Below are 11,989 nucleotides of genomic sequence, written 5' to 3' on the forward strand. Positions count from 1 at the left end.
TCAGCTTTCCGGGCGTACGCGGATTGAGCCGTGCAGAAAGGCGCGGAGACAGTTCGCCTCCGCGCCGGTCCGTGCGCTCAGAGTGAGGTGATCCGCTTCAGGATGTCCCGGTAGCCCCGCAGCTCGACGCGGTACCGCTCGGTGTCGTCGCCGTCACCGGCCAGGCCGTCCTTCTGTGACTTGAGCGCGCTCGTGACCTTGTCGATCGCCTCGTCGACCAGGGCGCCCGCCTGCTCGGTGGCCTCCTTGGGGTTGTCGACGAAGTTGAGCGCGATGTCGCGCAGCCGCTCGGTGAACGAGTCGCCGTCGGTGAACAGCCGGTCCCCGACCGGGGACGCGCTCGGGTCGGGCTTGGCCCCGGTCGCCGCGTCGGCCGCACCGACCGGCACCGCGGGGGTCACCGCGGCCTCGGTCGCGTTTTCGGTCTCCGACGCCCGCTCGTCGTCGGTGGTCTCGGCCGCCCGCTCGCCGTCGGTCGCGGCCGTGGTCTCGTCCGGCGCCGTCGCCCCGACCGGTGCCGTCTCGTCGAGGTCGCGCTGCTCGTCGGCCGTCTCGGAACGGGTGGCCGCGTCGGCGTCGTCGACCGTGGTCATCGAGCCGTCCGGGCCGTAGGTGGTCGTGGTGCCGCCGCGCTGCTCGGCCCCCGGCTCCTCGTCGAGCCGCTTCGTGTCGTCGGCGTCGGCGGCGTCAGCGGCGTCAGCGGCATTGGTGGTGTCGGCGGCATTGGTGGTGTCGGCGGCATTGGTGGTGTCGGCGGCCTCCGAAATATCCGAAGCGCTCGAGACCTCCGAGTCGTTCGAAGCCGCTTCCGAGTCGGCGCGATGCGAGCCCGGGTGGTCGCCGTCCCGATCGCGGTCGTCGAGTGGCAGGTCGAGCGGGTCGTCGCCGCGGTTGGAGTCGGCGTCGCGTACGAGATCGTCGCCGTCATGGCGCACCTCGCTGTCGTCCCGGCGCAGCGACTCGTCGCGCAGGTCCGAATCCGCGTCGCGGCCTTCCTCGCGGTCATCGTGCGCCTGCGGCTCGACCGGTTCGGCCTCCGCGGTGTCGGAACCGGGCGCGTCGCTCCACGGCGACCCGATCCGCTGCTGCGGCACCGCCACCCCGTCGGTGTCGGCGCGGTCGCGATCGTTCTCGCTGTCGACGGTCTCCCGGTCGTCTTCGTTCTCTTTGGCTTCGTTGGAGAAGAAACGCATGGTCGGGGCTCCTAGCGGCTGGTGTCCGAGGCGGTCGTGGTGGTGTCGTCGGCGGCCTTACGGGGAGCCGGCGCCGGCGGCTCCGGAGTGTCCTCAGTAGTAGCAGCAGCGGACCGCTCGGCGGCAGTATCCGCGCCGCTCTCCGGTAGGTCGGACGAATCGGAAACCTCGACCGGTTTCGACCGGTCGGCAACCGGTGCCGAGTCGGGGGACTGCACCGGATCGGTGCCCAGGAGATCGGCGAAGAGGGCCCGGTAGTGCACCAGCGCCTGGCGCAGGTCCTCGGTGCTCGCTGTGCCGCCCCGGTTGCGCTCGCTGATCTCGTGCGCGTCGCGGTAGTGCCCGAGCGTACGGGCGTGCTCGACCGAAAGGTCGGCCAGCCGGTCCTCGTAGTCGTGGGTGGGGTAGCCGCGCTCGGTGATCAGACGGGTGACCAGGTCGTCGGCCGTGCCGACCGCCTCGCCCGGGTCGTCGACGAACTTGAGCTGCACCTCTTCCCAGTCGGCCGAGTATTTCGCCTGCGACTCCGGCGACAGCGGCTTGAGCTCCAGCTCGGAGTGCCGCCGCTCGCGTTCGCGCAGCTCCTTCTCGGCCTCGGTCCGGTTGCCGGAGTCGGCCACCGCCCGGTCGTACTCGGGTCCGAAGGTGCTCTGCAGTTTCTTGCGCCGACCCGCTTGCACGCCGTAGACGATCGCGGCGATGACCACCAGGACGACGATGATCAGGACGATGATGAGTATGGGGGACATCGGCCTCCTCCTTCTTCCCCGCCCGTTATTCCCACTAGCGGTGGGTCGCCAATCACGCACGGCCAGAAAAGAGCGCGGGCGGAAGAAAAGGGCCGGTTCGATGGGAAGGGTCCATTGTTGTGTCGCAACAACGACGGTGCAGATAGTGATCACGCAACCGCAAAGTCCCTGAACAATTAGGACACTGTCCGCAAATTGCCTCATCGTCGAGGTGGCTGTGATTGAAGGTTTTACGTATCCTCGCGGAGGCGTACAAGGCGGGACCTCATGAGATCGCCGATGCGATGAGAAGCAGCCAACCCTCGGGCGGAGCCTGATGAGAACCCGCAACTGGTCGATCCGTTCGAAGATCATCGCGTTGATCACCGTGCCGCTGGTGGCGTTCCTCGCGCTCTGGATCTTCGCGACCACCCTGACCGCCGGACCGGCGTTCAACCTGCTGCACGCCCGCACGCTGGTCGACCAGGTCGGCAGCCCGGGCATCGAGCTGGTCGGGCAGCTCCAGCGCGAGCGGCTGTTCTCGGTCGAATACCTCTCGGGCACCGGCACGCTGCCCCAGGCGCTCGCCGACCAGCGCGCGGCCACCGACCGGGTCGCCGCCCAGTTCCGCAAGACGGCCGGTGGCGACGCGGTGCAGAACGCGGCCAACGACGCGCTCCGCAACCGGATCGCCGGCATCTTCACCGAACTCGACAGCCTGAACGGCAACCGCGGCCACATCGACCGCCGCGAGATCGACGCGATCGGCGCGCAGAACTTCTACAACAAGGTCATCGACGGCGCGTTCAAGATGTTCGCCGCCTGCGCCACCTTCAACGACCAGTCGATCGACCGCGAGCTCAAGGCCCTGACCACGGTCGGCAACGGCGAGGAATACCTCGGCCGGGTCGACTCGCTGGTCGCCGGCGCGACCGCCGCCGGGTCGCTCAACGCCGACATGCGCAACGAGCTGCTGCAGGACGTCGGCACCGCGCGTTACCTGCTCGACCAGGGCATCGACGACATGACGGCCGACGAGCGCGCCCAGTGGGTCGAGCTCAGCGCGGGCGACGGCTACATCCGGCTCGACAAGATGCTCGACCAGCTGGTGCAGGACAGCAAGGTGGACGCTCCGCCGCCGGTCGCCAGCTCGGTCTACCGCCCGACCTACGTCGCGGTCGGCCAGCAGGTGCGCGAGTTCGAGGACCACGCCACCGACTCGCTGGCCAAGCGCGCGACACCGCTGGCGGTGAGCGTGCTGGTGCGTCTCGCCCTGGCCGCCGTGCTCGGCCTGCTCGCCCTGGTGATCTCGCTGATCGTCTCGGTCAAGATCGGCCGCTCGATCGTCGGCCGGCTGGGCCGCCTGCGCGCCGAGGCCCAGGAGATGGCCGACGAGCGCCTGCCCTCGGTCGTGCGGCGGCTGCAGCGCGGCGAGCAGGTCGACGTCGACGCGGAGACGCCCCCCTTGGCGTACGGCCTGGACGAGATCGGCCAGCTCGGCAACGCGTTCAACGACGTGCAGCGGACGGCCGTGCGGTCGGCGGTCGACGAGTCCACGGTCCGCCGCGGCATCAACGAGGTGTTCCTCAACATCGCCCGGCGCAGCCAGACCCTGCTGCACCGCCAGCTCGCGCTTCTCGACAAGATGGAACGCCGCGAGTCCGAGCCGCAGGAGCTGGAAGACCTCTACCGAGTCGACCACCTCGCCACCCGCATGCGGCGCCACGCCGAAGACCTGGTCATCCTGGCCGGCGCGGCACCCGGCCGGGGCTGGCGCAACCCGGTCCCGGTGATCGACGTCGTCCGCGGCGCGATCAGCGAGGTCGAGGACTACAAGCGCGTCGACATCCGCACGATCGAGCAGTCGGCGGTCCTCGGCCGCGCGGTCGGTGACGTCATCCACCTGCTGGCCGAGCTGCTGGAGAACGCGGCGTCGTTCTCCCCGCCCCACACCCGGGTCCAGGTCGGCGGCCAGGTGCTGCCCAACGGCTACGCGATCGAGATCGAGGACCGCGGCCTCGGCATGAGCCCGGAGGCGATCGAGGAGGCCAATCGCCGCCTGCTCGAACCGCCCGACTTCGACCCCTCGGACAGCGCCCGGCTCGGCCTCTTCGTGGTGGCGCAACTCGCCGGCCGGCACGGCATCCGGGTTTCCTTGCGCCCGTCCGCGTACGCCGGTGTGACCGCGATAGTTCTCATCCCCGGCGACCTGGTCGTGGTCGGCCCGGATCCCGCCTCCAAGGCGTGGGACCGCCCCCTGGTCGGCTCGGGCACCGAGGACCACCCGTCGCTCGCCGCCCGGCAGGGCCCCGGCCAGGTCTCGGTGGCCGGCCGCCCGGTCACCATCAACGGCACCGCCCCGCACCCGGCCGAAACCGGCTGGGAACCCCAGCCGTCAGCCCGGCCGGCCCCCGCCCCGCGCCCCGCGCTGGGCCAGCTCGGAGCGGCTGCAAACCTCGGGCCGGATGGGCTCGCCGCGCCTGGAGGCCCGGCGCGAGATGGGCTCGGCGCGGCTCCGAGCTCCGCGCCGGACGGGCTCGGCGCGGCCTTGAGTCGTGCGTTGGACGGGCTCGACTCGGCCCGGGGGCCCGCGTTCGACCCGACCGGCCCGGCGTCGGGGCGCGCGTTCGACCCGACCGGCCCGGCCTCGAGCCGCGCGCTCGGCCTGACCGGCCCGGCGTCGAGCCGCGCACCGGGTTCGAGCCCCGGCCTGGCCCCGAGCAGCACCGCCGGCGAACTCAACGCCGACGGCCTGGTCCAACGCCGCCGCAACCGCCGCCCGACGGCCCCGAAGCCGGCCTCGGCCCCACCCTCCGGGCCCACCGCTCCCGACAGCCCGCCCGGAACCGGACCCGCGGGCACCGACTTCTCCAACCTGGCCGGGCCGTCCGGCCTGGCCGGCCCCCGAATCCCGGCCCCGCGGTCGCCGGAGTCTCCGGTGACGCCGACCTCGTCCTCGCCGCTGTTCCCCCACGCCGGACAGCCCGGCCCGGCCGCGTCCGGCCCGCCGGCCCCGACCTCGGCCGCGCCGATGTTCGCCCCGCCGACCTCGGCACCACCGTCGCCGCCCGCCAACAGGCCGGGCATCGACGGGCCAGGCATCGACAGGCCGGGCATCGATGAGCCGAGCACCGATGAGCCGAGCGCCGGCGACCCCGGCGTCAAAGAGCCGAGCGTCAAAGAGCCGAGCAACGGCAGGCCGGGCATCGGCGGACCGAGCACTCACCGCCCGACCGGCACCGGCACGCCTGACGACAACTTGGCGAACGGATCGGCCGAGCCCGGCGACCGCAAGCCCGGCGAGGGCTCGGCATCCGCAAGCGGCCTGCCGAGCGGTCTCGGCTGGCCCGGCGGCCTGGGCTCGCCCGCCGGTCTCGACCTGCCCGCGCTGGACGCCCCGACCATCAGCCTGCCCGCGCTGGGCCGGCCGACCCCGAACCCGGCCGACGGCCCTGCCTCCACGGGCGGCCGAAACGGCAGCGGCGGCGGCCTCGGCAGCGGCGGCGGCCTCGGCAGCGGCGGCGGCCTCGGCAGCGGCGGCGGCCTCGGCAGCGGCGGCGGCCTCGGCAGGGGCGGCGGCACCGGCACCGACGGCAGCCTCGGCACCGGAAGCGGCGGCGGCCCAACCGGCAGCGGCGGCGGCCCAACCGGCAGCGGCGGCGGCTTCGGCAGCGGCAGCCCAACCGGCAGCGGCAGCCCAACCGGCAGCGGCGGCCCAACCGGCAGCGGCTGGGCCAACCGCGGCGGCGCCGGGAGTGCGGACGGCCCGGAAGCGGCCGGAGAGCTGGGGCCGTCCACCGAGGACGGGCTGCCCCGGCGGGTGCGGCAGGCCAACCTGGCGCCTCAGCTACGTCATCGCCCGCCGACCGCGCTGCCCGACGAGGAGACCGTCCCGCTGCGACCGCCGGAGCAGATCCGGGCCATCATGAGCGCCCTGCAGCAGGGCACCCAGCGCGGCCGTCGCGACGCGGCGCGGATCGGCGCGGAGCCGCCCGCCGATCCCACATCCCGGGAGGCCGGTTCCACGCCGGAGTCGTCCGACCTGGAGAAAACGGGCAACGGGGCATCGCGCGAGGGCGCCTCGTTCGCCGATGCGGCTACCGTCAGCTTTCCGGCGATCGTGAACGTCGCGGCCGCCGTTGAGGACGCAAAACACGACGCAAAACACGACGCAAAAGACGACGCAAAAGACGACACCAATAACGACGCAGGAGACGGAACCGGTGGTGACGCCGCGGTTGGCGACCGCGGGGCCGGTTCCGAGCAGACCGATGTGACCAGGCCGGAGAAGGACGCATAGTGACAACGACAAAGCAGACCGCGAACCTCACCTGGCTCCTCGACGATCTGGTGGAGCGGGTGCCGACGGCCCAGCAGGCTGTGGTGCTCTCGGCGGACGGGCTCATGATGGGCGCCTCGTCGGGGATCGACCGGGAGGACGCCGAGCACCTGTCGGCGATGGCGGCCGGGTTCCAGAGCCTGGCCAAGGGCGCGAGCCGGCATTTCAAGGCCGGCCCGGTGCGGCAGACCGTGGTCGAGATGGAGTCGGCGTTCCTGTTCGTGACCGCCGCCGGCCAGGGCGCCTGCCTGGCGGTGCTCGCGTCCAGCGAGGCCGATCTCGGCCTGATCGCCTACGAGATGGCGATGCTCGTCACCCGGGTCGGGCAGAACATGACCGCACCCGAGCGGCCCGGGGCGGCGCCCTCCGATGCCGGCTGATTCTCCGGGCGACCTGCACTGGCTCGACCAGGACGCGGGGCCGGTCGTCCGGCCGTACGCGATGACCCAGGGCCGGGTCGCCCCGTCCGGAGGCGAGTTCGACCTGGTCGCGTTCGTGGTCGCGGTCGTGCCGGACGGCGTGTCGACGCCCGGGCTGCAGCCCGAGCATCATGCGATCGTGTCGGCCGCCTGGGAGCCGATTTCGGTCGTCGAGCTGGCCTCCACCCTCGATCTGTCGATCGGTGTCGTCCGGGTTCTGCTCGGTGATCTACGCTCGGCAGGCCTCATCTCGTTGTACGAACCCCCAGCGGCCGCGCAGCCGCACGACGTCGACGTACTCAAGGCGGTTGTCAATGGACTCCGTGCGCTCTGACCGCAACGGCGGGTCGTCGCGCATTCCCACGGCGCTCAAGATCCTGATCGCTGGTGGCTTCGGTGCCGGCAAGACCACGATGGTCGGGTCGGTGAGCGAGATCCGCCCGTTGCAGACCGAGGAGATCCTCACCGGTGTCGACGGTGCCGACGATCTCTCGGGCGTGGAGGGGAAGACCACCACGACGGTGACGATGGACTTCGGTCGCATCACGATCACCGACGATCTGCAGCTCTACCTCTTCGGCACGCCGGGGCAGGACCGTTTCTGGTTCCTCTGGGACGAGTTGTCGGAGGGTGCGCTGGGCGCCGTGGTTCTGGCCGACACCCGCCGGCTCGCCGACTGTTTCCCGTCGATCGACTATTTCGAGCAGCGCGGCACCCCGTTCGTGGTGGCCGTCAACTGTTTCGATCCCGATCAGCGGTTCGCGACCGACGCGGTGGCCCGTGCGCTCGACCTCGATCCGGGCGTGCCGGTGGTCCTGTTCGACGCCCGCGAACCGAAGGGCGCCCGCAACGTGCTCATCGAGCTGGTCGAATACGTGGCCCGCCGCCAGCTGACGGCCGCCGGCTCCCGCTAGGGACCGACGCTAGAGGAAGCGGTGCGGCACGCCCTCCGGCGCGATGCAAAGCAGCCGCGGCGCGATCCGCCCCATCTGGCGCGCGTTGACCACGCCCCGCGCGACCAGGTCGTCGACCGTGCGGAACGGGCCTCGCTGGTGCCGGTCCTGCACGATCCGGTACGCCAGTTCGGGCCCGATTCCGGGCAGCGTCGTCAGATCGTCCGCCGACGCGTGGTTGACGTCGACCAGCCCGCCGTCGGAGAAGCTGCGCAGTTGGCCGGGCCGCCCGATGCCGATCTGCTGGGCCCGCGCCGGGTCGAACGCGGCCAGTTGCCGGGCCGATTCGCGCCGCGCCCAGTCGCCCCGGCCGGCGCCCAGGTGCACCGCGACCAGCGCCCCGTGCGCGGCCGAGATCAGCGGCGGGATCAGGAACAGCGGGAAGCCGACGTTTTCGGCTGTGGTGTAGACGTCGCTGTCGACCGGGCTGGGGTCGACCACGAACGCGAGCGTGAACCCGACCAGCAGGAGCACCGCATAGAACCCGGCGACGAAGTATTGCCGCCGGTCGTGGTGCTTGGTGCCGGCATAGACGAAGTAGAACCAGGTGCCGAAGCCGAACGAGACGAGCGGCGCGAGGATCGCGAAGAACAGTTCGCCGAGCGGGAACCGGCCGCCCGCTTTCTGAGCCGAGGCCAGCATCGACAGGAAGGGGTCGGCCGACGGGACCGGCGCGGGCGGCGAGGTCGGCGCGGCGAAGGGCATGTAGGGCTGCGGGGGCGCGTACATCTGGGCCGCCTGCACCGGCGGCCCGGTCGGGCCCGATGAGCTCGGGGTGACGGTAGGGATGGGTTCGGCGGAGCCGGCCCAGGGGTCGACGGGCTCGGTGTAGAAGGGCTCGCCGCGCAGGATCTTGCGGTGGGCCTCCTGCATGCGCTCGCCCGGCTCGGCGCCGAACTCCTCCAGGAAGTAGGCCCGCGCGTCGCGGAACGCGGCCAGCGCCTCGGCCTGCCGCCCGGCCTGATGCAGCGCGATCATCAGCTGGGACCGCAGCCCTTCGCGCAGCGGGAACTCCTCGACCAGCCGGGCGAGGTCGGGGATGACCGCGGTGTGGTGGCCGAGCGACACCTCGATCTCGAACCATTTTTCCCACGCGTTCGCCCGGGCCTCGGTGAGCCGGGTGCGGGCGGCGTCGAAGACCGGCCCGGTGAGCCCGGCCAGCGCGTCGCCGTGCCACAGCGCGAGAGCGCCTCGCAGCGCGTGCGCGGCTTCGGCCGGGCGCCCGGCCCGCCGATGGGTGTCGGCTAGGGCCAAGGCGGCCTGGAACTCCTCGGCATCGACGCTCGCCTCGTCGGTGCGCAGCACGTAGCCGCTGCCGGTCAGCGCGAGGAGTTCGCCCGGGGTGCGCGGCGCCCGGTCGGGGTCGAGCACCCGCCGGAGGCCGGCCACGTATTTCTGGACGACGTTGGCCCCGTTTTCCGGCGGGTCGTCGCCCCAGACCGCGTCGACGATCTGGTGGGTGGGGACCGGGCGGCCGGGCTGCAGCAACAGGACGGCCAGCACGGCCCGCTGCTTGGCCGGGCCAAGATCGATCACGTCGGCTTCGCGGAGCGCGCGCACCTCGCCCAAGATCTCGAAGCGCACTGCCGACCCCCTCTTGACCAGCGCAGACATCGAACGGCAGCAGTACGGCAGCCGGCAGCAGCATAGCGGCAGCGGTCCAGCAGCCGTGCCCAGCAGCCTGATGGCCGTCACTTCGGACACCTCGCAGAAGGACCCATTGCCATGACTGCTCGCATCGCCGGCCTCGGTGCCCTCGTACTCGTCTCCATCGCGGGCTGCAGCGCGGCCGGCACCGACGCGCCGGCCAAGACCGACAGCCCGAAGGCCAAGACCCCCTCGGAGGTCCTGCTGGCCGCGGTGCCGGACGAGAAGTCCAGCCCCTACCACTTCGCCGTCACCAACTCGGACGGGAAGCTGGCCGGGATCGTCGACGCCCCCGACAAGGCCATCTCGATCGGCATCACCCAGAAGGAAGACGGCGTCCCGGTCACGCTCGACATGAAGTTCCTGATCCTCGACACCAGGTCCTGGGTGAAGATCAAGTTCACTCCGGCCAACACTCCCGGCCTGCCCCGCATCCCGGCCAAGTGGCAGCTGATCGACCCCAGCAAGATCAAGGACAAGGACAACAGCCCGCTGGCGTACGGCCAGGAGAGCGACCCGGGCTACGCCCACGAGGTGTTCGCCAGCGCCGGCCGGATCGAGCGGACGTCGGCCGGTCACTTCAGCGGAGTCACCGACCTGGGCCAGACCGGGGTCGAGGACATCGTCGACAACGCCACGCTCAAGGCGATGGGCGCCAAGGCGAAGTCGGTTCCGTTCACCGCGACGACCGACGCCAGGGGCCGCCTCACCCGGCTCGACCTCAAGGTCCCGGCGGCCGGCAAGGTCAAGGCGCACACCTACTCGGCGGTCTACGACGGCTACGACAGCACCACGACACCGGCCGCGCCGGCCGCCGGTGAGCAGCAGAAGGCGGTCTCCGCCGTCTACGACATGTTGAACAGCTGAGCGAGCCGGGGGAGCGGCGGTCGTGCGGGTCGGACGGGGGTCCGCACGGCCGCTGCTCGCTCTGCGCCCGGCTGGTTCTCGGCCTGGAGGGGCAGGACTGGGTGGTGCTGCCCTGGATGCTCGCCGCCGAGGTGACCGACGACGAGATCCGGCCCGGCGCCTGTCACGTCCGCTGCCTGCGCGATCTCGGGGTGGCCCGGCTCTGGGCCGAGGCGGTCGAGGAGTACTACTGCCTCCGCTGGCCGCGATGGCGAACCGGGCGCAGCGCCGGCGTGCGCTGGCGGCTGCACGGCAGCCGCCAGGCCCGGCGCTTTTATCTCTGGCGGGCCGATGGGCGGCTGAGCTCTTTTCCGTACGCCGCCCTGACCGCCGGAGCGGGCAGTCCGGAGCTCACCACCGAGATCGCCGAGGTCGGCACCGGCTACGCCGACGTGTTGCTCGACGCGATGGGCACCACCGAGAGCGGCGTACCGGTGCCGTTGCCCGAGGTCGTCGCCGCCCTGGGCCTGACCGACCGCTATCCGGCCGCCGAGGGCGTGGTGGCCCGCCGGCTCAGCGGCCGCCGGCCGGACGTACGGGACGTCATCGTCGCCCGCTACCGGGTGGCCCTCGACGCGCCGTGCCGGGACGCGGCCCGCGCCTTGATCCTCGGCGCGGTGTGATGGGATCAGGGCATGGGCGCGAACGCTGAGTACGTCTTCGTCGGCAGCTATACCGGCGACAAGGGTGGTGCCGGCGAGGGCATTTCGCTGCTCCGCCGCGATCCGGCGACCGGTGTCCTGACCCGGCTCGGCCTGGCCGCGCCCACACCGTCGCCGTCCTTCCTGGCTCAGCACCCGCGCCGTCCGGTGCTCTACGCGGTGAACGAGCTCGCCGACGGCGGCACGGTCAGCGCGTTCGCGGTCGGCGACGATCACGCGCTGACCCCGCTGGCGGTGCGGCCGACCGGCGGCGACGACCCGGCTCACCTGGCGGTCTCCCCGGACGGCCGGCATCTGCTGGTCGCCAACTACACGAGCGGGTCGGTGGCCGTACACCCGCTGGCCGAGGATGGCACCCCGGGGGAGCGCACCGACCTGCTCGACCTGGTCGGAGGCGGTCCGGATCCGGATCGGCAGGCCGGGCCGCACGCGCACATGGTCCGTCCCGACCGGGGTGAGTGGCTGGTCGCCGATCTCGGGTCCGACCGGGTGTGGCGGTGCCGTCTCGACCCGTTCTCGGGCCGGCTGACGATGCTGCCGCCGGCCGTGGTGGCCAAGCCGGGCACCGGCCCGCGCCACCTGCGGCACTCGGCCGACGGCGCGTTGCTGCTGGTCGGAGAGCTGTCCGGGACTCTCGGGTGGTATCGGCCGGGCCCGGACGGCTCGCTGGTGCTGGAGGGCGAGGTGACCGCCTCGGGCGCGGCCGGCGTCAACTACCCGTCCGAGATCGTCACCGGCCGCGATGGCCGGTTCGTCTACGTGGCCAACCGGGGGCCCAACACGGTCTCCGCCTTCAGTTGGGACGGTGACCAGGCCACGCTGGTGGCCGAGGTGCCGACGGGCGGGGAGTGGCCGCGGCACATGACCCTGCTCGGGGATTACCTCTACGTAGCCAATCAGATGTCACAGAGCGTGAGCACCTTTCGGGTCGATCCGCAGACCGGGGTGCCCGCGCTCCGGGGTGAGCCGAGTGCTGAGCCGAGCCCGACATGTCTGCTGCGCTGGACTCCATTGGTTGCCGAGTGAACCAGATCATGCGCGAGACCTGACAAATTTATACAAAAACGACCGGATCCACGAAAGCGGACAGATTCCCGCACTGATCGAAATGGCCTCATCACTGTTTGTGATTCATGGCGGCA

Annotated in this window: 10 protein-coding genes; 7 read left to right on the top strand and 3 right to left on the bottom strand. The window is 71.8% G+C overall.

Annotation, left to right across the window (positions count from 1 at the left end):
* Positions 1 to 77: 77 nt before the first annotated feature.
* Entirely contained in the window at positions 78 to 1,193 is a 1,116-nt protein-coding gene (locus AB0M88_RS30865; RefSeq protein ID WP_364108448.1) for a hypothetical protein, read from the bottom strand.
* Positions 1,194 to 1,204: 11 nt separating this feature from the next.
* On the bottom strand, positions 1,205 to 1,942 hold the full coding sequence (locus AB0M88_RS30870) for a hypothetical protein (RefSeq protein WP_364108451.1): 738 nt from the start codon (positions 1,940 to 1,942) through the stop codon (positions 1,205 to 1,207).
* Between the two features lie 316 nt (positions 1,943 to 2,258).
* Here AB0M88_RS30870 and AB0M88_RS30875 point away from each other — a divergent pair, with 316 nt between their 5' ends.
* The 4 genes from AB0M88_RS30875 to AB0M88_RS30890 are packed head-to-tail and all read left to right on the top strand — an operon-like array spanning position 2,259 to position 7,593.
* Positions 2,259 to 6,221, top strand: a complete 3,963-nt coding sequence (locus AB0M88_RS30875; RefSeq protein WP_364108453.1) for a nitrate- and nitrite sensing domain-containing protein — start codon at positions 2,259 to 2,261, stop codon at positions 6,219 to 6,221.
* Positions 6,218 to 6,640 (top strand): roadblock/LC7 domain-containing protein, encoded by a 423-nt coding sequence (locus AB0M88_RS30880; protein ID WP_364108552.1) that lies wholly within the window; start codon positions 6,218 to 6,220, stop codon positions 6,638 to 6,640. Before AB0M88_RS30875 ends, AB0M88_RS30880 begins: the two co-directional genes overlap by 4 nt.
* Positions 6,630 to 7,013 carry a DUF742 domain-containing protein gene (locus AB0M88_RS30885; RefSeq protein WP_364108455.1) on the top strand — a complete coding sequence of 128 codons (384 nt, stop codon included), beginning with the start codon at positions 6,630 to 6,632 and terminating at the stop codon, positions 7,011 to 7,013. The genes AB0M88_RS30880 and AB0M88_RS30885 overlap by 11 nt, the downstream gene beginning before the upstream one ends.
* Positions 6,994 to 7,593 carry an ATP/GTP-binding protein gene (locus tag AB0M88_RS30890; RefSeq protein WP_364108457.1) on the top strand — a complete coding sequence of 200 codons (600 nt, stop codon included), beginning with the start codon at positions 6,994 to 6,996 and terminating at the stop codon, positions 7,591 to 7,593. Before AB0M88_RS30885 ends, AB0M88_RS30890 begins: the two co-directional genes overlap by 20 nt.
* A gap of 9 nt (positions 7,594 to 7,602) precedes the next feature.
* Here the strand turns inward: AB0M88_RS30890 and AB0M88_RS30895 are convergent, their stop codons facing one another.
* Positions 7,603 to 9,216, bottom strand: a complete 1,614-nt coding sequence (locus tag AB0M88_RS30895; protein ID WP_364108459.1) for a BTAD domain-containing putative transcriptional regulator — start codon at positions 9,214 to 9,216, stop codon at positions 7,603 to 7,605.
* 141 nt (positions 9,217 to 9,357) lie between these two features.
* Here AB0M88_RS30895 and AB0M88_RS30900 point away from each other — a divergent pair, with 141 nt between their 5' ends.
* The 3 genes from AB0M88_RS30900 to AB0M88_RS30910 all read left to right on the top strand — a co-directional run bounded on the left by AB0M88_RS30900 (position 9,358) and on the right by AB0M88_RS30910 (position 11,873).
* The gene (locus AB0M88_RS30900; protein WP_364108461.1) at positions 9,358 to 10,146 is read left to right on the top strand and encodes a hypothetical protein; all 789 of its coding nucleotides are present in this window, start codon (positions 9,358 to 9,360) and stop codon (positions 10,144 to 10,146) included.
* A 101-nt stretch (positions 10,147 to 10,247) separates the two neighbouring features.
* Positions 10,248 to 10,808 carry a hypothetical protein gene (locus tag AB0M88_RS30905; protein ID WP_364108463.1) on the top strand — a complete coding sequence of 187 codons (561 nt, stop codon included), beginning with the start codon at positions 10,248 to 10,250 and terminating at the stop codon, positions 10,806 to 10,808.
* Positions 10,809 to 10,820: 12 nt separating this feature from the next.
* Complete coding sequence (locus AB0M88_RS30910) at positions 10,821 to 11,873, top strand: lactonase family protein (RefSeq protein ID WP_364108465.1); 1,053 nt, start codon at positions 10,821 to 10,823, stop codon at positions 11,871 to 11,873.
* Positions 11,874 to 11,989: the final 116 nt, after the last annotated feature.

This window comes from Actinoplanes sp. NPDC051411 (genome assembly GCF_040682075.1).
In the GTDB taxonomy this organism is placed as follows: domain Bacteria; phylum Actinomycetota; class Actinomycetes; order Mycobacteriales; family Micromonosporaceae; genus Actinoplanes.